The following is a 20,885-nucleotide window of genomic DNA, read 5'->3' as shown; positions in this document are numbered from 1 at the left end:
CTTATTCTCCCTGAGCTTCGTGATACCAAGGGCATGCCTTCTCAGACAGTTTCCTTAATAACCAATCCATGGTGAAAGCAAGAATGGTTATCCAGACAACGTATGGAAGAATGACATCCATCGACAAATAACGACGGACAAGGAAAATTCGATAACCCAGGCCATCGGTGGCGACAATCGCCTCGGCAGCAATCAAAAACAGCCATGCACTGCCCAATGTCAGGCGAACCGCTTCAATCAATCGAGGGAATATCTGTGGCAACACAACTCGAACAATAATTTGCCAGCTGTTGGCGCCAAGCGTTTGCGCTTTGATCAACTGCTCCTGAGGCAGTGACTGAGCTTTAAGTTGAAGATCCCTAACGATAATTGGGCAAATGCCAATAAAAATGAGGACGACCTTGGACACTTCACCCAAGCCAAAAGTGATGAACAAAATCGGAAGTATCGCCATTGGTGGAATTAAAGAAATCGCGGTGACCAGTGGAGAGAGCGAAGAACGAACAACCGGTAACATCCCGTTCGCGACGCCGATGGCTAAACCGAACAAGGCACTCGCACCGACCCCAATCGCTAAACGTTGCAAACTGGCTAAAGTGTCAGTCCAGAACAGGTAGTCGCCAGTGCGTTTGCTCGGAGTAAATGCCATTCGCTCAATGGCATCAACAAAGCTGCTGAACGCGGGTAACAATTTATCGTATGGGTTCTCCGCCAAACGGGCATCCGATGCCGTCATATAAACAAACAGCAATATGATAAACGGCATTAAACCCAGCATGACCTTACTAATGCGGGAAGGTTGACGATTGATGAGTTTTGTCATGGCAACTCCTGAAACTCTGGGGAAAATATCGAAACTTATAATTTACCGTCTGCTGCCATTTGCATGTATTCGGCAGTGAAACGTAGTTTGATATTGCCCGGGTTACCATAGACACCAGAAGGTGTTTCAACACCGATAAAGCCCGCATCTGGCGCACTTTCACCAAGCAGGCCGTGATCAAAGGAAAATTGCGCGACTTTTTGCATCGTCGATTTCAAATCTTCGCTTGTCGTAAAATTAACCGCTTCTACTGGTGAGAAGTACATCTTAGTTGCCGCCAGTTGGTCGTTATAACCCGCTAAATCGGTACCAGATGCTTTCGCCATATAGGTTTTTGCTTGATCAGCCGCGGCTTTGTCTTCACCAGACATGAGCGACATGATCTCATACCATGCACCGGTTAACGCTTTGCCCAGAGCCGGGTTATCTTGCAGCGTTTCGGTGTTGGCGACCATCAGGTCAATGATTTCCCCGGGGATTTTCGAGGAGTCAAAAACGAGGGTACTATTAGGTTGGGATTTGATTTCGCTAAGCAGCGGGTTCCAGGTGACGGTAGAAGTGACATCATCTGTGGTGAATGCCGCGACCATATCGGCATCTGAAGTGTTGACGACTTTCACATCTCGCTCACTAAGACCGACGCTTTCAAGGCCTCGAGCCAGTAAGTAGTGAGAGACACTTAATTCAACCAGATTGACATTCTGGCCCTTGATGTCTTCCAGTGACTGATTGTCACCTTTCATCACAATACCATCATTACCATCTGAGAAGTCGCCAACAATAACAGCCGTTGAATCGACACCGCTTGCTGCTGGAATCGTCAACGCGTCCATGTTGGTCATGACCGTTGCGTCAAACTGACCGGCAGTGTACTGGTTGATAGACTCAACGTAGTCGTTTACCTGAATGACATCGATGTTAATGCCATATTTATCTGCCCATTTATCGATAATTCCGCTGTATTGTGCGTAATCCCATGGCATCCAACCAACGTAGATCGACCAAGCGATAGTAAAATCTTGTTTTTCTTCTGCGAGCGCAGTTGAGGAAATAAAAGACGTGCTGAGCGCACTAGCGGATAAAGCGATTGAAATAAGCGAGCGTTTAGAGAAAAGTGACATGGACCACCTCCAATGTGAATCACATAATTGAACAAGCGCGCAGAGACATAACCAATGAAATTGGTTGGCCTCCCGGGCTTTTGTCCCGCCGTGTGACCTCATAAGAGGTTGACAACTCTCGGACCAGTCGCTAACCGCAATTAGCCGGAACCCTAGATGTCTATTTTACCGAATTGTATCCAGCTTGCTCCTATTCACTGGTTAATGACTCTTTGCTACGAACACGTCAACCAAAGCAAAACTGATGCCATGAAAATTTTCATCTATTTTTCAACAAATTAAAAAAATGCTTCTCGCAAATGCACAATGAACGCACCAATAAACCTCAGAGAAAGCCCCAATGTAGTGCATGGTAGAAACAAGAACGACAGATCGCCATCACCCATCAATCCGATAACAAACCGAACAAAGAGGCAACCCGTGGTACAACTGGAACGTCAGAAGCGAGTTCTTGACTCAAGAAGATCTCAATGTGTTTAGGCCGGTTAACGCACTGTGCTGCGTCTCTTTGTGTTTAGTGTGTACTCGGCCTCTTTAACGCTTGGCGCTCTTTAAGCACAATCGGTACAATCTGCCAACCATCCACCAGGTAGCGCTTGGCCAAACGCTTGGGGCTTTGTGCCAAACGAAACAACCACTCGCAATTTGCACGACGCACGAATTCCGGAGCCCGCTTCTCTTCACCAGCCAAAAACAACAGCGATGCACCAATACACAAGTAGCAACCACTCACTCCTTGTGCGCGTAATCGATCAGCAACAATTTCTTGCTTAGGACTCCCAACCGCCAAGAAAACGATATCGGCATTGGCTTGCTGACACACTGCGACGCATTTATCGATTTGTCGTTCATCACTATCAAATCCCATCGGTGGATTATGATGAGTGAGTTTAGCAATCGGATAAATCTCCGCGATTTTGGCAACCACCTCTTCGCTGGCTCCAATAATGGCGACCGATATTGATTGATGGCTCGTAAGTTGCTCAAATAGACGTTCGGTTAGGTCGCTTCCTGACACCAGACTATTAATTGGATTACCTATCGCTTGTGAAAATAATTTGAGTACACGCGAATCGTTTAAATACACATCGGCTTTAGCGTAGATATCATGAAAATGCCGATCTTTTTCATAACGAATAACATGATCAACATTGGGAGTCACAATCATTTTTTGATTGTATTTCCCACCTAAAATATCATCCGCCATCGAGTTTAAACCGATATTAAAAAATCGAATCCCAAACACGGTAGTAAATGGATCACTTTGATTCATTGTCTTGCTCCCTAACACGCCAGAAAGAGTTCAATTAAGAACGACGTTTACGACCAAGCCGATGGTTTTTATAAGGCCTAACTCACCGTAATTAACTCACGCTATGTCTGTATTAGCGTACGGTTAATATTCTGACCGCAGAATGTCAGTCACAATGAAAATCATAAGTAACACAAGTTAACCAATCGATAGCTACTGTTTAAGAAAAGAACCACTGCGTTGCCGTTTTCGAGCCGGATCGTCATTTGGCGCATCACACTCGGCGATCAAGTCTTTCAACTGCTGGACTTTCTCCTCTAACAACTTAGCCTTGTGTTTGGTTTCAATATTTAAACGTAAAACGGGTTCGGTATTAGACATACGTACATTAAAACGCCAATCTTCAAAGCACATATCTAAACCATCAATATAAGAAATGCTCACTGGCTGGCACCAAGGATAATGCTCAATACGACTCATAATCTGAGCTGGGTTATTGACTCGAAAATTGATTTCACCAGAACTTGGAAAGCGTGCCATACCGTCACCAAGTAATTCACTCAACCGCATACCCTTGACACTTAACAGTTCAATCACCAATAACCAAGGAATCATTCCGCTATCGCAATAGGCAAAATCGCGAAAGTAATGATGGGCGCTCATCTCGCCGCCATAAATGGCATCTTCCTCACGCATACGTGCTTTGATGTACGCATGGCCAGTTTTCGACATCACCGCCCGACCACCACACTCAGTAATCGTCGCCTCGGTGTTCCAATATACACGCGGGTCGTAAATAATTGTTTCATCGCTATTCTTTTGCAAAAATGCTTCGGCAAGCAGGCCCACAATGTAATAGCCTTCAATAAAACCACCGTGTTCATCAAAAAAGAAGCAACGGTCAAAGTCACCATCCCATGCAATACCTATATCCGCCTGATGTTTGCGTACTGCCTCCGCGGTTTGCTCACGATTTTCCACCAGTAGCGGATTGGGGATACCGTTAGGAAAGCTTGAGTCTGGAGCATGGTTGAGTTTGATAAATTCAATATGGACGCCAAGCGCCTTAAAGCGACGCTCAATTTCATCAATCACACGACCTGCTACGCCATTCCCCGCATTCACGACTAACTTAAACGGATTTAGTTTTGCGGTATCGATATACGACAGCAGGTGATCCACGTAAGCGGTTAAATTTGAGCGAGTCTGGTACTCGCCGCGAACGGCTGAAGCATCAAAGCCATTACGTTCGGCTAAACACTTTATTTCATTGAGTCCTGAATCATTGCTGATGGGCTTTGAGCGTTCTCGCACCAGTTTCATACCATTGTAATCCATTGGATTATGTGATGCTGTTACGATAATGCCGCCATCAAGATTGAGCTGCCAAGTCGCAAAGTAGATTTCTTCACTACCAACCAGTCCAATATCAATCACATCACAGCCCTCGTCGAGCAACCCTTCGGCTAAGGCATGCTTGAGCTCAGCGCTGGTTTCCCGAGCATCTCCACCGACGACCACACGCCGCGCCTTGGTAAATTGAGCATACGCGCGGCCAATTCGATAAGCGATATCACTATTCAACTCCGCGCCCAATTTGCCGCGAATATCGTATGCTTTAAAGCACGACAGTGATTCTGTGGTTGCCATAATGTCTCCTTGGTTGATAGATCAAATATGTAGGTTTGCCGGAGGTTGCTATTTTCGCCCATAGCGGTCGTCAAATCGCACAATATCGTCCTCACCAAGGTAACTGCCGGTTTGTACTTCAATCATCTCAAGTGGAATATTGCCGGGATTTTCTAGCGCATGAACTGAGCCCAGCGGAATATAAATTGACTCATCTTCACTCACCAATTTGGTGTTCTCACCCGTGGTAACTTTGGCGGTTCCGGCGACGACAATCCAATGTTCCGAGCGGTGATAATGCATCTGAAGGGAAAGTTTTTGACCAGGATTGACCGTGATACGCTTAACTTGGTCGCGAGCACCCACATCCACCGAGTCATACTTACCCCAAGGGCGATATACCTCACGATGTACATAGTGTTCGCTGCGCCCAGTTGATTTAAGTTGTTCCACGATTTGCTTGATGTCCTGAACATGATGTTTATCAGCAATCAACACCGCATCTTTGGTTTCCACCACCACTATATCGTCAACCCCCACTGCAGCGATCATCTTGTCTTCGGCGTTGAAATAGCTGTTGAGACAATCGTGGGTAAGGACATCGCCACGCTTTACATTCCCTGAGCCATCTTTGCCGACCATATCCCAAAGCGCATCCCAAGAACCAATGTCATGCCAGCCGGCATCAAGCGGCACTACGACAGCACTTTGGGTTTGTTCCATCACCGCGTAGTCGATAGAATCACTCGGACAACGAGCAAATATACTTTCATCCACTCGCACGAAATCCATGTCGCTGCTGGGATCACTCACGGCTTGCTGACAAATTTCAAAAATATCGGGGCGATACTGCGACAGTTCTTCAAGATAGCGCGAGGCTTTAAACAGAAACATACCGCTGTTCCAATAAAACTCCCCAGAGGCGACATACTGCTCAGCGAGAGGCAAGTCAGGCTTTTCAACAAATTGCTCAACTTGGTATACACTTCCCAGACTCTCGCCACGCTTTATGTACCCATAGCCTGTTTCAGGATGATCTGGCACCACACCAAACGTCACCATCTTTCCCTGTTTTGCCGCCTTTACCGCTTGCTTAACACTGCTCTCAAATGCGTCCTGGTCAGTAATGACATGATCGGCGGCAAGTACTAACATCAGTGAATCTTCGCTGTGAGCCCTTAGATAAAGCGCAGCTAAGGCAATAGCGGGGGCGGTATTACGACCTTCAGGCTCTAATATGATCTGCCCAAGTCTATCGATTTCCCGCAGCTGCTCAGCAGCTAAAAATCGATGCTCTTCATTACAGATGACGATATTCGGCAGCGAAGCCAGCGTATCGGCACGCAGCACCGTTTCTTGCAGCATGCTTTTGTCACTGATCAATTTCAAAAATTGCTTGGGTCTTTGCGTACGCGACATAGGCCAAAGCCGTGAACCAGCGCCACCCGCCATAATCACAGGAGTAATATTTTCCATAATTTTCGTTCCGTTTAGTGCTTATCGATATTTACAGAATCGGTCATATTTAAAATAAACCGTTGCGAACGCTGATCGAAAAAGCAAAAACTAATTAAGCGTTTTTCATACTCCACAACAGCAATGTTAATTAACATCCTTGATATACCAATCTAGATAAACGTTATATTTGAAGTAGGAAAAAGGAAATGAAGATCATGAGATTAATTATCAATATGAAGATAACGAATGACATCCAATAAAAACAGTCACTAAAAATAGTGTAGAAAAAATCTACTGAATATGACTTAGCTAAATAACCACTCAACGATCAATCAAGAATAGAAAAACCATAAAATAACTAAATATCAAATAGATAAATTAACACTCTAAAGGTGAAACCACCTCGCTAATACTAAGCTTTACAATAGCTCCATTCCACATTGGATTTAAAATGATACATTCACTCTAAACTTAAGCCCTCTTAGACTAAAGATACGCGACATTAATAAAAATTAAAAATAAAAATTCATTAAACAATACAATTAATTATATAGATTAACTATTTTCTAATCAGGAAGGTAGAACACGATAAAAGAGTAATTTTTACGCCATATTTTCATTTAAATCATTTCGCTAAAACCTAAATCTTTATCGAAATATCAATATGAAATAGCTTATTTTCTTGCAAAAACGAATTAGGTTCGTAGCAAAAACACAACGAGAAATCCATAATACTAGGGAGCCCGCACAAATTGAGCGCATAACTGGTGGCATTGGTGTAGAGAAACTTCCCCAACCGTCAAAAAATCTGTTAGCGAACTGTTATCACTCAACCAATTTTGAACCAAAAAAAGAGCCGCGATAGGCGGCTCTAGTTAACTCGATTTTTACGATAATTAACCCGTTTACTCTTTACCGTAAACGTTGTTTTCTTGTTCTCTCACGCGGATGAAAGTTGTGCGCTTTGTTAGCTCGCGAAGCGCCGCTGCGCCTACGTATGTACAGGTTGAGCGCACGCCACCAAGGATATCTTGAATGGTATTATCTACAGGACCGCGGTATGGCAATAGTACGGTTTTTCCTTCAGCCGCGCGGTACTTGGCGACGCCGCCAGAGTGTTTGTCCATCGCCGACTGAGAAGACATGCCGTAGAATTTCATAAAGCTTTGGCCGTCTTTTTCGATAAGTTCACCACCCGCTTCTTCATGCCCAGCAAGCATACCACCGAGCATCACAAAATCGGCACCACCACCAAAAGCTTTGGACACATCCCCTGCACAAGTACAACCACCATCACCAATAATACGGCCGCCTAAGCCGTGTGCGGCGTCAGCACACTCAATAATGGCGGACAGCTGCGGATAGCCAACACCGGTTTTGACACGAGTCGTACATACTGAGCCCGGCCCAATTCCGACTTTAACAATATCCGCACCAGCAAGGATCAATTCTTCAACCATATCGCCAGTGACAACATTCCCCGCGGTGATGACTTTATCCGGAAAGTGGGCACGAACTTTCTCAACATACTCGACCAAATGTTCAGAATACCCATTTGCGATGTCGATACAGATAAACATCAGTTCATCGGTAAGCGCCATAATCTGCTGCGTTTTTTCAAAATCAGCATCTGAGGTACCTGTTGAAACCATGGCATTATTCAACGTTGCTGTGTCTGCAGTCGCGACAAACTCACCCCATTGCTCAACCGTGTAATGCTTATGAATCGCCGTCATCACTTGATGTTTCGCCAGCGCTTTGGCCATTTCAAAGCTACCGACTGAATCCATATTCGCCGCAATGACTGGAACACCCGACCATTGACGACCACTATGCTTGAAGGTAAACTCGCGGGTTAAATTTACTTGAGAGCGGCTTTTTAAGTTAGAACGTTTCGGGCGAAACAGGACATCTTTAAAACCTAACTTAAGTTCTTGTTCGATACGCATTGTGCATTTTTCCTTGAATAGCTAAATGTTCGTGCCTCGGCAATTGCGCAGTAACGATGTTGGCAGACATCGTTACTGATTATCGGACACAAAAAAACCGGAGCGTTGGCAGACGCTCCGGTTTTCAGCATTATAGGCTGTGAATTTTTGCTGACAAGACTGATATTTGAAATTTTTTTGTGATACGCTTCTAGAGTATATACACCGTGTTTCTATCTGTTTTCAATATTCAACTTTCTAAATAAATAACAATAAGTTATATCCATTATCACCTCTATTATTTACCTCTCAGCGCACACCATGTTCACCCGCTAACCCAGCCAGCATCACAAAATGCATATAAATCAGACGCTTTTCAAGACGTTAATAGGTCACAAACTGTTCATAATTTTACGAAGGTGAACAAAAATATCGCTCGCCAGCATGCCATTTTCTCCGTTCGCTTTCGCTTCGGCGTCCGCCGCTAAACTGTGGATCAGCACACCAATGCATGCAGCCTCGCTTAGCGTGAACTTATTGGCCAGTAATGCGGTGATAATGCCGGTTAACACATCCCCCATTCCACCTGTTGCCATTCCTGGATTCCCATGCAAACAAACGTACGTTTTCTGTCCGTCACAGACCAAGGTTCCGGCACCTTTTAATACGCAGACACCGCCATAACGTTTTTGAAGAGATACCACCGACTTATAGCGATCAGCTTCAATGGTTTGCACGGTGGTGTTAAGTAACCGTGCCGCCTCTCCTGGATGGGGCGTGATAATACGGTTATCATCATGGTTAGGATACAGAGAAAGTAAGGTCAACGCATCCGCATCCACGACCTTGGGCAACGAGGTCGCCATTACTTTATTTAGTCGCGCCTTCGCGGCTTCATCGGCCCCCAGCCCAGGACCAATACCCACCGCGCTTGCCCACTCCAAACGCTTATCAACCAATTCCGTATCTTCCCAATCCCCAGCCATCACTTCGGGGCAAGCAATCAACGAAGCATGGGCATTATCCTTATGAGTCAGTGACGCAGTGAGGCCTGCCCCACTGCGTATACATGCTTGAGACGCAAGTAGCAAAGCACCGCCTGTGCCTGATTGACCGCCAATCAAGACGGCTTTGCCAAAATCACCTTTATGTGCACTTTTATTACGAGGCTGATTAATATCAATAAGAAGCGATTTTGATAACGAAGAGATGTTGCTTTGGCAACTTTGAATAAAGGCTTGTTCCACCCCAAGGTTCGCGTAGTGCACTTTACCCACGTAATCTCGCGCTTTGCCGGTTACCAATCCCTGCTTTAAACCAATAAAACTCACGGTATGATTCGCATGTACCGCGCATCCTAACACTGCCCCAGTGTCAGCACATAAACCAGATGGAATGTCCACCGCGACAACAGGGACGGGGCTGCGGTTAATCGCCAAAATTAAAGCAAGGCGTTCTGAACGAACCGGACCTTTAAGGCCAGTACCCAAAAGAGCGTCGACAACGACATCAACGTCAGGAAGCGACTCCTGGACTGGCTCTATGCCCCCACCGTTTTCGATATAATGTTGATACGCTTTTTGGGCGTCACCTCGAATGGCTTGCTGATCACCAATATGCCACACTGAAACTTGCCAGCCCTCCTGGATTGCGTGTGACGCAACAACATAACCATCACCACCATTATTGCCACCACCACAACACACAAGCATCCGTTTAGCTTGAGGGTAAAGCTCGCTCACCTTATCAAAAACCGCGCGCCCAGCACGTTGCATTAACGTATATAACTCAATTCCGTTGGCTTGAGCGGCCAGTTTTTCACCGGCTTTGACTTGCTCAGCAGAATAATATTGCTCAGGTAATGACATCGATTACTCCTTAGAAACGGTTGTCTGTTAAGACGTAATCCTAAAACATGGTAATAGTATGCCGCGTGACGAAAAACGTTATGTTAGCCGGATGTTTTTTCTCGGGAAATAAGTGCCTCAGCTGTCGCGTCTTGAATGGAAAGAAATAGCGAACGAACTTCTCCGGTCGGCGTACGCATTGGATTTAACGTGACATTTTGATACATGAAATCAGCTTGCTGAGTGACCGGACGAACATTTCGACATTTAAAAAGATAGGGGCGCTGCTGCCAAGTAATAAAACTGCGGCAACCGAGGTCATACACAGGTTTGGTCTTTAGTTTAAACCACTCTTGAGGAATTTCGTTGAACACGTCGAATAACGATTTGCCCAATACATCATGCGCTTGTAACCCGCTATGATGGGTCATAAAACCATTCCAAACTTGAATATTATAGTGTTTGTCAATAACGACAAGCCCAAGGTCGACGTTTTGTACCATGTCAACCATCCAATGAAACTGTTCGAATTCAGCAGGGAGACTAGCCATTAAAAGTCCTCCATTAAGTAAGCCAACTTATTATCGAGTAGGGGGAGAGATTCATCGACAAACATAAATAATAAATCACAGCGAATCGATGTATTTTCGATGGTATAACTGACTTCAAACGTCATTGTTTTGTGAAAGGAACCTGCGGTATTTTCGACCACTGAATCGATCGAGATATGTTGTCCAAGCAAAACTGGAGAGCTTTGAAAAAAGCGAACTTCGGCTTGCTCCCCTAACCCATTAAGAAACGCACCGACCAATATATTGGAGACGTCCATTAACAGCTCAAGCTCCTCAAGCTCTTCACTGTCTGCTGGAACCTGCATAAGTTGCTTCAAATCACTAACGCTGGAATCACTGAGTAAAACCAGAGCTTCACCGGCAATGCCCTCACCACTGAACCCCTGGCACACACCCGAGACTTGGTCATTGTCTGCCAAATCGCGAAGCGCCATATGCAACTCACTGACTTCAAAAATATTAACGTTCGGTAGGGGTAAGTTTACAAATACATCAAAATGACGCGCAAGCGCATCGGCAGCGCGACCAATGGAAACGTTAGCGACTTCCATGTAGATATCTCGCCGCTTTAGAATAGGCAATTCAATACTGCGCGGGGTCACGATCGTCGCTTGGCTTTGCGGCTCAACCAACTCTCTGAGCACATCTTTTAAGCGATCTTGCGCAATCGGCTTCTGGATAAAATCTCGAGCCCCAAGGCCCAGTACCCGTTCTTTGGCTTTAGGCTGAATATCCCCCGAAACCACAACAACAGGAACAGCGATCTGCCGTTGGTTCATCGCTTCTAATGTTTCAAACCCATCAAGCTCTGGCATAGTTAAATCAAGAAACATCAATTTAAAGTCTTGGGTTTGAAGCTGTTCTAATGCATCTTTTCCATGAACGGCAAAATGAATATCTGCGTTAAGCGAGGGAGGCAAGGCGCGCGCCATTTGCTTTCGAGCGAGTGCGGAATCATCGCAGATAAGAACAGGAAATGTCATGCAATCCTACCTTCGGTCAGAATATGAATAAACTAAGTGTAACATATAGATAGGTAACTGCATGACGTATGGAATAATGGGCATAAAAAAACCTTCCGAAGAAGGTTTTTAAGGATGGTAACCGGTTACTTTGCCATGTAAATAAGTGACTTTCCGACTAACCACTCGAGCTGCTTTTTACTTTCATCACCGAATTGATTTTCCGTCGTTTTATACAAACGTTCAATTCCGTTCGCGGCAAAATCGTGTGCAGGTTGAGCCGTAACGATATGGTGAAACAGTAAACGCAAAATGGCTAAGAACTCTTGATTGTTTAAAGCTTTCATCCAACTGTCAGTAAAATCTTCGATTTTGTTTTCAAAATCAAGGTATTGTACGAACATTCTAAAGATGCGCCCATCAAGAGCCGAGGTAAAATCGGTCTTCTTAGGAAAGTGGTGACTGATACCGGTTCGTGAAACGCCCGTTTGCTGACTCAGGGTGGTGTACGACATTTTGTCATAACCAAGACGAATCAACTGATCGACAACAGCGTCCATTATCTTTTGGATGGTTATTTCTGTATCTTCTTTACTACGCTTTGGCATGTCTAAGCTCTTCTCTCTGTAAATCCGTAAACTCTAATATTGAGTAAATAATGTTTTTAACTTTGATTATTTTTGTCCATGTTGTAAGAGCGACTTATTTATGGCTAAATACATGCATCTGATATATATGTATTAGACTAAAAGACGTTCAATACGGCGGCATAAGCTAACATTTTTATACGAACTCATATGCCTCACGAATGAAACATGTGGGTTCTTTGTTTATATTTTAATAATTCGACCGATAATCTTATAAAATTTATTTTCTATCAACCCTCAACCCGCAAATTGTATTCAACTTGTGAATGACAATTCCTCATATCTTTGAACTAGATCACGTATATTAGAACTAAAACTCAAAATTTTTTAGTTACATAAAATTAACAATTGTTGTTTAGAACATGCTAAAAAATGGGATGTTTTTCACGCGATCTTGCATTTTTTCATGGATAAAAGTGAGTGGAACCGCTACCATAACCACACTAATTGTAAGAGGATTAAGCCATGATTTCTGACCAAGTAGAGAATGACGTATGCGAAGCTTGCGGTTGTGCGGGCGAAATGGGCTTCATCATTAAAGAAGGGGATGATGTTGCTGAAGTATCTATCTTTGGCCCAACTCAGGAACTTCGTAATACTGAACTTGAAAAATATATTGCATTAGCGAAGCAAGTTTGTGCAAACGTAGAATATGAAACAACACAACCAAGTGATGATTCTGAGCAATTAAATGCACGTTTTAAATTTGAAGTTAGTGCAGAAAAATTAATTTTTGAGCTAAAAACTCGTTCTATTTCTCGTTAATTTTTAAAAGCGGGCTCAATGTCCGCTTTTTTATTTTATTCTACTTTTCATTTTATTGACCTTTGCGGTTATTTCACTGGATACTAAAATAATCATTAATTACTCAAACTGATTGTTTTTGTTATGCGTTTAGGCTGGTTTCTTTCAATCTTAGTTCTTTTCCCTGCTCATAGTGAAGAGTTGGATGTGTACCATATGCTCAACCATCTCGATAACTACGGGAATCTGGATCTGCGCAACAAACCCTATACAAGCCTGCCCCCCGATACGGTTATCAATGGCAATCTTAATATTTCAAAAACGCAATTTACTCGCTTACCCAAAGGCTTAGATATTCAAGGCAGTTTGAATGCAGCGAACAGCAGTTTAAAGACGGTTCCGCGAGGAGTAAATATTCGTGGATTCGCCAATTTCCTCGGCGCCCAAATTGAAAAGTGGCCTGCGGGCGTTAAAGTTGGGGGGTATATTAACTTTACCGATACGCCGTTAAAGCAGCTCCCTCCCCGCTTTCGTGTTAAGGGCGATCTCAGTTTAATGCGCACTCAAGTTGAAGAGTTACCTGAGGGTATTGTTGTTGAGGGGAACTTGTATATTGGTGGTTCCAAGATTCATACTTTTCCTGAAACCATGACGGTCAACGGCAATATCTTTTTGGGCGGAAATCGTATCAATCAGTGGCCTAAGAACTTAACCTTAGGCGGTGCGGTTGCGCCTTAGTAAGATGAAAAATGCCCGCATCATGCGGGCATTTTCTTTATTCGGGCTTATTACGTACCGGGTTGGCGTAGCTCGCCACCAAGTACGGATGCGCGGCTTCTGGCAGTGCATCCAATTTACTTTTGAGCTTGGCTTTGACTGATTCATCAACACTGTCATCTCCCGCTGCTAAACGGTTAATCGGAAACAGCTTATAATGCTGATGAATTTGACGATCAATCTCTTGCGCGAGCTCATCCGCGTTCTCAAAATCTTGGTCAATCACATCACCAAACGCGACATGCACATGGCCCTTCTCACCAATAATGCCCTGAATAATACTTTCAATATCTTCAAATTCACTTTTTTGGTAAATACCATGCGTTGCTTTTTCAAACAGTTCACGCGCTTTAGCAATGTCACATGGGTCGTTCTCATAAGAAATCGCTACAGGCACAATTTTGAGCGTCTTGATGTAGTCTGCAAAGCTGAGCTTTTGCTTACGGCCTTCGACATGAAACATTTTCAGGATTGCAGGGTCGGTATAGTCATTGCCATCTTTAGCACGCCCCTCTCGCTGAGCTATCCACACCGAGTGCCCAGTATCAAGCGAATGTTTGATATAAGAAGATAAGGTACCCAGCGCTTTCATCATTTCGCGGGGGGCTTTGATCGCACGTTTAACAATAAAACTCTTATTAAGACGCATCAATTCGGTCGCACATGGCTTTTTAAGCAGGTTATCGCCAATGGCAATACGCACGGTCTTGTGCTCACTCATGTGTAAACCATAGTTCACCAACGCAGGGTCCATAGCAATATCGCGATGATTGGATACAAAGAGGTACGAAGATTGTTTATCAAGGTTATCCAACCCTGAATAGGTCACGCCTTTTGTGGTCGTTGCCAGCGTTTTATCTAAATATTTTTTGACTTCAAGCTGAATGGTTTCAACACTGTCGAGTTTGCTCCATTTAAACTTAAGATACATTTTCACCAGCGGAGACATCAAGGCTTTAAACCAAGGGGCGTGGTTTTCAAAACGATGCTCTAAGATGGCATCAATAAACTCTTCATCATTGATAAGACGATCGATGGCTGCGGGAATTTCATCGTCATTGTAAGGGCGGATATCAGAATATGGATCGTTGTTGGTTGTCATATATGGTTACATCAAATAAAAAACGGGGTTATTTTACGCATACTGTCGTGACTTCGCAGTATTATCAGCAAATCTTTCACCAAGGTCAGACCAGAATAACGAGGATCAGTTTCATCGCCTTGGTTTTTTATCTCTTTGGCGTTAATCTTAGCGCCTCATTAAGTTAGAGGTTTTCATGCATTACGCCATACAACACACCACCCAGCACCATGCTTACCTGAGTAGCACACCCAGAAAACGTACGTTCAAGTATCAACTTATCGTCGTCACCCAAGGAATGGTGTTGTGTCGGCTTGGAAAAACGGAATATGTTATCGAAGCCAATCAAGCGTTTTGGTTGCCTTTCGATTGCCTGACTAGCTTAACCTTCTTTCCGCAGACTCGCATAGAAAGTATCGAAATATCGAGTCGTTCGCACGCTTTTATGCCGTCAAACGCAGGTTACGTGACGTTGAGCCCATTAGCCACCGCGCTGGTCGACGCGTTAGCGAAGCAAACCAACGATGCAAAGCGTCAGAAACTATTAGCTGTTGTGCTCGATGAAGTGGAGACATGGCAGCCCGAATTAACCACGAGTGAATTGACTCAGGCGGTGAGCCAATGGCAAAAAGACACCAGAGGTCTTAGTGCAGAATTGTTGCTGGGGCTGAAGTTGCGTGAAAGTCAAAAGCGGCAACTTTCCGGAATAAGTCAACAGCAAGTGATTAAAGATTTGTTTGATGATAACGCCCAGAGCTATCAGCAAATTTGTCAGCTGATGCTGGCACCAAAACACTAACCTTGGTGAGGAGGGATGCCCCTCCTCTGATGGCCAAGGGTGAACCTTAAGACAGTTCAATCATGCAGCTCGACATCGGTTCAAGCACCAAGGACAATTTACCGTTTTGATTTGGCACCATGCGTTGCGACAAACTCTCCCAACCTTGCTGCTCACTGGCGACCTCAATATGCTGCTGCCTCTTAGATTTATTGATCGCTACAATGCCTTTATCGCCTCGAGCAAACACCAGAAGGTCATCACAGGCTTCGAGCACGGTCATCGCTTCACCATGAACCTTGTTGTGGAAATCAATGCGCGCTTTCATCGCTTTATCACACCAAGCCGTTTGCCAGCGCGGGGATTTACGTTTATCAAGCATGCCACTCGGGTTTAAATCGGTATAAATTAAAGGCACCCCGCCATCACGGCCTAAAATGTAGCTATACGCTAATCCTTCCAATTGTTCGTCCATAACAAGGTTGGCAAACACATCGTTATTAGGAATATCGTGAGTAATAGCAAAAGTGATGGCTCTCGCCTCGGATAACGCCAGACCAAAGCAGTAAGGATCGATAAGGGCGGTTAAACTCCCCTTAGGTTGCAAGGCATCAAACAGTGTTTGAAACAGAGGAAAATCATAAGCGCCAAGGTGCGTTTGACACAGGAATGGCTCAAGGAACAGCTCATATTCAGCGCGTGTCGCTCCACCATCAGTAATAATTTCACCAAAAATATGGACATCAGACACAATATCTTCAGTCCATACTTTTTTGAGGTGTTCCAATTTCATGTGTTTCGCCGCATCAATTCGAAACCCCTTCACACCCAGTTGTTTGAGTGCCGTTAAATATTGACGCTGTTGTTTCACCACATGCTCGCTATCATTCAGAGTGGGCAAACCGGGATCGTTGTCACCACCGGTAATACGGCCATTTTGCACTTGCCACGTATCTTCCCAATCTTTGATGCCAAATGCCTCGACAAAATCGTTGGGGCCAAATAATGGCTGAGATAAGTCGCCATATAATGTTTGCTCATCGAAATACGCTTTGTTGTTCACGTATTCCTGCATATCCGCTGCGCTCGGGTATTGAAGGTCATTACGTAACGATGACTCATTGGCCATGTGATTAAACACCACATCAACGTACACCAAAATATCGAATTCACGGAGCGCATTAATCATGGCGACAAAGTCATGCTTGTTCCCCAATTGATTATCAATCACGCGATAATCTTGTGGTTGATAGCGCTGCCACCACTGCGTGCCTTTGGGTAATTTCAACGATTTCATTGCTGGTGAAACCAACACGGATTTATAGCCCATATCGGCAATTTGCTTCGCTCTTGTCGCCACCAAATGGTAAGGCCAATCAAACGCATGCAAAATCACATTAGCGTGTGTTACTGATGTCATGTTTTTATCCTTCACACTCCCACTGTCTACAGTGAGAAACCCGTGACCAATTCAACCGTGGATTATTATAGATAGCAAAAGCAATAAACATTCCCCCTTTGATAACAATTTTCGGGTGTAGATAAAAGGCGTAGAAACAGGCACACTCATCGTTAGGTTTATGAATTGAATCAGTAATGACTACAATTTTATAGTAAACAGCAAGGAGCAAACGATGATCAAAATTCGAATCGATATTGTCTCAGATGTAGTTTGTCCGTGGTGTATTATTGGCGTAAAACGCCTGGAGAAAGCCCTGCTTGAGCTAAAACAAGAAGCGATCGAGGCTGAGCTTTATTGGCATCCGTTTGAACTTAATCCTGCAATGAAGCCTGAAGGGCAGAATCTCAGAGAGCATATCGCTGAAAAGTATGGTTCGAGCCCGGAAGCCAGTCAGTCAGCGCGTGAAACACTCACTCAGCTTGGTCACGAGGTGGGATTTACCTTCCAATTTAGCGATAACATGCGTATCTATAATACGCGAAAAGCTCATCAGTTATTAATGTGGGCGCAGCAAGAACAGCGTCAATATCAACTTGAAATGGTTTTGTTTGAAGCTTATTTCACACAAGGTCAAGATGTCAGCGATCCGAAAGTGCTCCTTAAAGCGGCTCAAACTGCGGGTATTGAGCGCGACACCGCTCAGAGAGTGCTGGATGATGACAGTTGGGCCAATACGGTAGCGTCAACAGAACAGCAATGGCTCGAAGCAGGAATTAATGCTGTCCCTGCCTTTATCATCAACAAAAAGCATCTGATCTCAGGAGCCCAGCAGCCTGACAGCCTTGTTGCTGCGTTGAAAGAAGTTGCCAATCAACAAGGGTAAAAGCCGCCTAATTGTTGGCGGCGTTATCGATTATTTGGCTTTTTCACCTCTAAGCCGGCTAAATACCGAAATGAAAGCGACCAAAATTAGGCCCGCGACAAACCCGATTAAGCCATTAAGAACAACAGGCACGGTTGCCGTGGCTAGGGAAACTTTTGGTAAATCCATAATGATGGGCTCAATCCAATGATGAATCATTGGAATGTTATGAACGATGATCCCGCCCCCGACTAAAAACATCGCCAAGGTACCAACGATGGTCAGTAGCCTCATGAATTTCGGAGCAAACGTCACCAACCCTTTACCGATCACTGAAAGTACGCCTTTGCCTTCAGAGCGGCGCTCAAGATAAAAACCTAAGTCATCAAGTTTAACTATCGCCGCGACAATGCCATATACACCCGCGGTCATCACCAACGCAATCAAACTGACGACGATAATCTGGGTCAATGTTGAGCTTTCCTGTACGGTTCCTAAAGCAATAACAATGATCTCTGCCGAGAGAATAAAGTCGGTACGTACCGCTCCTTTGATCTTTTTCTTTTCAAACTCTTCGACAGACATTTTTCCAAGTACTTTCGCATGGGGTGCCTGTTCGGAATTCGGCTCCTTATCATGATGAAAAAGCTTTTCGAGGACTTTCTCCGCGCCTTCAAAACATAAAAAGCAGCCACCGAGAACCAGCATCGGCATAATTAACCAGGGAATGAACGCACTAATAAGCAGCGCTGCTGGCACCAAAATAAACTTGTTGCGAAACGAGCCTTTTGCGACGCCCCACACCACCGGAATTTCTCGTTCTGCGGCAACACCTGTCACCTGCTGAGCGTTAAGAGCGAGGTCATCACCTAGCACACCAGCGGTTTTCTTGGCCGCCACTTTCGACATTAGAGCAACATCATCTAATACTGTGGCAATATCATCGAGTAACGTTAGTAAACTGGCTCCAGCCATGTCACTGTTTCACCTATTCAAGAAGAACTAAAAACGCAATGTAGCACCTCCACTTGAGAACACCAATCACGGCGGTGTTAACTATGAGTAAAAATCTCAATTAAGGGTTACCTTGCACTCCATTAAGCCACGTTTTATTCTTTTGTTCCTCAAGAACAACAGTAAAAGAGTCACTTTATGACCATCGAACGTTTTTATCCTATTGGTACTCCAGGCCAACCTTGGGGTCACGCTGAGCGCGAGCAGTGGCGTGCACAAACGCGTATCCAACGTGATTACCAGCAGCAAGTCGTCAGTAAGATTAATGCATTAACCGATCGCTTTGACGTCGAGCAATATGGCGCACTTTCTTATGATCCAGAGCACTACCCTTTACTGTGTATAAAAACGAAACATTGGGACGAGACCAAGCCCATTGTGCTTATTACTGGAGGCGTTCATGGTTACGAGACCAGCGGCGTTCACGGCGCGCTGCTCTTTTTAGAAACCAAGGCGCAGCGCTATGAGACACATTTTAATTTTGTGGTTGCCCCTTGCGTTAGCCCATGGGGATACGAAATTATCAACCGTTGGAACCCACTGGCACTTGATCCTAACCGCTCTTTTTACGCAAACTCTCCAGCCGAAGAATCTCGCCACCTTATGGCGCTTGTCGCCAGCATTCAGGCCCCTATTTTGGCGCACTTTGATTTGCATGAAACAACGGACAGCGATGAACAAGAGTTTCGTCCTGCGCTTGCGGCAAGAGATGGCATCCACTTCGAACCAGGCACCATACCCGATGGTTTTTATACAGTAGGCGATAGCGAAAAACCGGTCGCAGACTTTCAAACTGCGATCATTAATGCTGTGCGTCAGGTTACGCACATTGCCCCTGCCGATGATAACCAGCAAATTATCGGCTCTGACGTGGTCCAGGAAGGCGTAATTAACTACCCAATGAAAACGCTTGGTCTGTGCGGCGGAATCACGGATTGCCAATATGGCACCACGACGGAAGTCTATCCAGACAGCCCCAAAGTCACGGACGATGAATGTAATCGCGCCCAAGTTGCCGCAATTACCAGTGGATTAGATTACATCCTTGACCATCAATAAGCACTTGGCGAAAAGAGCTTGTTCTTATATTGCTCCGGGGTTTGCCCGGAGTATTTCTTAAACATGGCAATAAACGGACTCGCTTGGTGATACCCAAGCGTTAGAGCAACCTCTTTAACAGAATGCCCACTTCTTAATAATTCCATTGAGTACAGATAGCGCACACGCAGGCGCCACTCGGTAAAACTCATACCCAATTCAGATTGACAGTATCGCGCCAGCGTTCGTTCCGTGGTATGCACTTTTTCAGCCCATGCACTAAGGCTGGTATTGTCTGTTGGGTTCTCTTCCACCAGCGCCAAGATAGGCGCCAAATACTTATTATTACTGGTTGGTAAAAAGTGATGCTCCGCTTCGCGCGTTGCCAGTTGATCTAGGAGCACTTGCATCAGCCGTTTATCTTGGGAAGATTGAGCAACACTCATATTTCGCTGTCGAAAATCCTCAATGATTGCCGAAACAATAGGCGTGACGGAAATAAGGCTCGTGGTATCCGGGAATGATGCTGTGAGATGCTCAGCGATATTCAGCGAACAGTAGGACAGCGGTTTACGATTAAAACTGGTGTGCTCGGTGCCTGCGGGAACCCAAATAGCCAAATGCGGCGGCGCGAGGAATCGCGTCTGCTGCGCTTGCATCTCTAAAATTCCACCGCTGATGAGTTGAACTTGCCCCCATGGATGGCTATGCAACCTTGTTTCAGTGTTAGAGAGAAACGCCTCAAAATTCATAAAGATATCTGCCGGCGCTTCTTCAATCGAAAGCTTTGGATGAAGATGTTTTGCGGATTTACGCACGAAAAGCTCCTGTTGAGATTGCCGCTATGTCTTTTTAGCAATGGATAGCACCAAACTGAAAAACTATCCTAGCCTGAGCAATGGAATAACACAACGCCGATGACAACTGCCAGATTCGATAAATTGCACATT

General features: G+C 44.8%; 19 protein-coding genes and 1 riboswitch. Of the genes, 5 read left to right on the top strand and 14 right to left on the bottom strand.

Going from position 1 to position 20,885, the window contains the following annotated elements; all coding sequences use genetic code 11:
• Position 1 precedes the first annotated feature (1 nt).
• The 10 genes from M1D72_RS02375 to M1D72_RS02330 all read right to left on the bottom strand — a co-directional run bounded on the left by M1D72_RS02375 (position 2) and on the right by M1D72_RS02330 (position 12,200).
• Positions 2-823, bottom strand: a complete 822-nt coding sequence (locus tag M1D72_RS02375) for an ABC transporter permease (RefSeq protein WP_456295412.1) — start codon at positions 821-823, stop codon at positions 2-4.
• A gap of 35 nt (positions 824-858) precedes the next feature.
• Positions 859-1,944, bottom strand: a complete 1,086-nt coding sequence (locus tag M1D72_RS02370) for a putative urea ABC transporter substrate-binding protein (RefSeq protein ID WP_456295411.1) — start codon at positions 1,942-1,944, stop codon at positions 859-861.
• Positions 1,945-2,011: 67 nt separating this feature from the next.
• Positions 2,012-2,111: riboswitch (guanidine-I (ykkC/yxkD leader) on the bottom strand.
• Between the two features lie 347 nt (positions 2,112-2,458).
• Positions 2,459-3,217 carry a WecB/TagA/CpsF family glycosyltransferase gene (locus M1D72_RS02365; protein ID WP_456295410.1) on the bottom strand — a complete coding sequence of 253 codons (759 nt, stop codon included), beginning with the start codon at positions 3,215-3,217 and terminating at the stop codon, positions 2,459-2,461.
• 192 nt (positions 3,218-3,409) lie between these two features.
• Positions 3,410-4,846, bottom strand: a complete 1,437-nt coding sequence (locus M1D72_RS02360) for a phosphomannomutase CpsG (protein WP_456295409.1) — start codon at positions 4,844-4,846, stop codon at positions 3,410-3,412.
• Positions 4,847-4,894: 48 nt separating this feature from the next.
• Positions 4,895-6,301: a mannose-1-phosphate guanylyltransferase/mannose-6-phosphate isomerase gene (locus M1D72_RS02355; protein WP_456295408.1), complete on the bottom strand. Its 1,407-nt coding sequence runs from the start codon at positions 6,299-6,301 to the stop codon at positions 4,895-4,897.
• A gap of 887 nt (positions 6,302-7,188) precedes the next feature.
• Complete coding sequence (locus M1D72_RS02350; RefSeq protein ID WP_456295407.1) at positions 7,189-8,232, bottom strand: GMP reductase; 1,044 nt, start codon at positions 8,230-8,232, stop codon at positions 7,189-7,191.
• A 371-nt stretch (positions 8,233-8,603) separates the two neighbouring features.
• Positions 8,604-10,079, bottom strand: coding sequence for an NAD(P)H-hydrate dehydratase (locus tag M1D72_RS02345; protein ID WP_456295406.1), 1,476 nt, complete (start codon positions 10,077-10,079; stop codon positions 8,604-8,606).
• A gap of 83 nt (positions 10,080-10,162) precedes the next feature.
• Positions 10,163-10,609: a PAS domain-containing protein gene (locus M1D72_RS02340; protein WP_456295405.1), complete on the bottom strand. Its 447-nt coding sequence runs from the start codon at positions 10,607-10,609 to the stop codon at positions 10,163-10,165.
• Positions 10,609-11,613 (bottom strand): response regulator, encoded by a 1,005-nt coding sequence (locus M1D72_RS02335; protein ID WP_390194736.1) that lies wholly within the window; start codon positions 11,611-11,613, stop codon positions 10,609-10,611. The genes M1D72_RS02340 and M1D72_RS02335 overlap by 1 nt, the downstream gene beginning before the upstream one ends.
• Positions 11,614-11,738: 125 nt before the next feature.
• Positions 11,739-12,200: a TetR/AcrR family transcriptional regulator gene (locus M1D72_RS02330; protein ID WP_390194738.1), complete on the bottom strand. Its 462-nt coding sequence runs from the start codon at positions 12,198-12,200 to the stop codon at positions 11,739-11,741.
• Positions 12,201-12,707: 507 nt separating this feature from the next.
• On the opposite strand from M1D72_RS02330, the gene M1D72_RS02325 reads away from it, so the two are divergent.
• Positions 12,708-13,004, top strand: coding sequence for a YfcZ/YiiS family protein (locus M1D72_RS02325; protein ID WP_390195144.1), 297 nt, complete (start codon positions 12,708-12,710; stop codon positions 13,002-13,004).
• Between the two features lie 123 nt (positions 13,005-13,127).
• The gene (locus tag M1D72_RS02320) at positions 13,128-13,721 is read left to right on the top strand and encodes a hypothetical protein (RefSeq protein ID WP_456295404.1); all 594 of its coding nucleotides are present in this window, start codon (positions 13,128-13,130) and stop codon (positions 13,719-13,721) included.
• Positions 13,722-13,758: 37 nt separating this feature from the next.
• Here M1D72_RS02320 and M1D72_RS02315 read toward each other — a convergent pair whose 3' ends face one another.
• Positions 13,759-14,862 (bottom strand): lysophospholipid acyltransferase family protein, encoded by a 1,104-nt coding sequence (locus M1D72_RS02315; protein ID WP_456295403.1) that lies wholly within the window; start codon positions 14,860-14,862, stop codon positions 13,759-13,761.
• Positions 14,863-15,037: 175 nt separating this feature from the next.
• On the opposite strand from M1D72_RS02315, the gene M1D72_RS02310 reads away from it, so the two are divergent.
• On the top strand, positions 15,038-15,640 hold the full coding sequence (locus M1D72_RS02310) for an AraC family transcriptional regulator (protein WP_456295402.1): 603 nt from the start codon (positions 15,038-15,040) through the stop codon (positions 15,638-15,640).
• 46 nt (positions 15,641-15,686) lie between these two features.
• Here the strand turns inward: M1D72_RS02310 and M1D72_RS02305 are convergent, their stop codons facing one another.
• Positions 15,687-17,039 carry an alpha-amylase family protein gene (locus M1D72_RS02305; RefSeq protein ID WP_456295401.1) on the bottom strand — a complete coding sequence of 451 codons (1,353 nt, stop codon included), beginning with the start codon at positions 17,037-17,039 and terminating at the stop codon, positions 15,687-15,689.
• Positions 17,040-17,253: 214 nt separating this feature from the next.
• Here M1D72_RS02305 and M1D72_RS02300 point away from each other — a divergent pair, with 214 nt between their 5' ends.
• Positions 17,254-17,904: a DsbA family oxidoreductase gene (locus M1D72_RS02300; RefSeq protein WP_456295400.1), complete on the top strand. Its 651-nt coding sequence runs from the start codon at positions 17,254-17,256 to the stop codon at positions 17,902-17,904.
• Between the two features lie 30 nt (positions 17,905-17,934).
• On the opposite strand, the gene M1D72_RS02295 is transcribed toward M1D72_RS02300, so the two are convergent.
• Entirely contained in the window at positions 17,935-18,858 is a 924-nt protein-coding gene (locus M1D72_RS02295; protein ID WP_456295399.1) for a DUF808 domain-containing protein, read from the bottom strand.
• A gap of 177 nt (positions 18,859-19,035) precedes the next feature.
• On the opposite strand from M1D72_RS02295, the gene M1D72_RS02290 reads away from it, so the two are divergent.
• On the top strand, positions 19,036-19,956 hold the full coding sequence (locus tag M1D72_RS02290) for a M14 family metallopeptidase (protein ID WP_456295398.1): 921 nt from the start codon (positions 19,036-19,038) through the stop codon (positions 19,954-19,956).
• On the opposite strand, the gene M1D72_RS02285 is transcribed toward M1D72_RS02290, so the two are convergent.
• Complete coding sequence (locus tag M1D72_RS02285; protein ID WP_456295397.1) at positions 19,950-20,753, bottom strand: AraC family transcriptional regulator; 804 nt, start codon at positions 20,751-20,753, stop codon at positions 19,950-19,952. The genes M1D72_RS02290 and M1D72_RS02285 overlap by 7 nt on opposite strands.
• Positions 20,754-20,885 lie beyond the last annotated feature (132 nt).

Source organism: Vibrio sp. AK197 (assembly GCF_053903115.1).
Note: the sequence above shows the minus strand (reverse complement) of the source record. Positions and strands in the feature narration are given on the sequence as shown.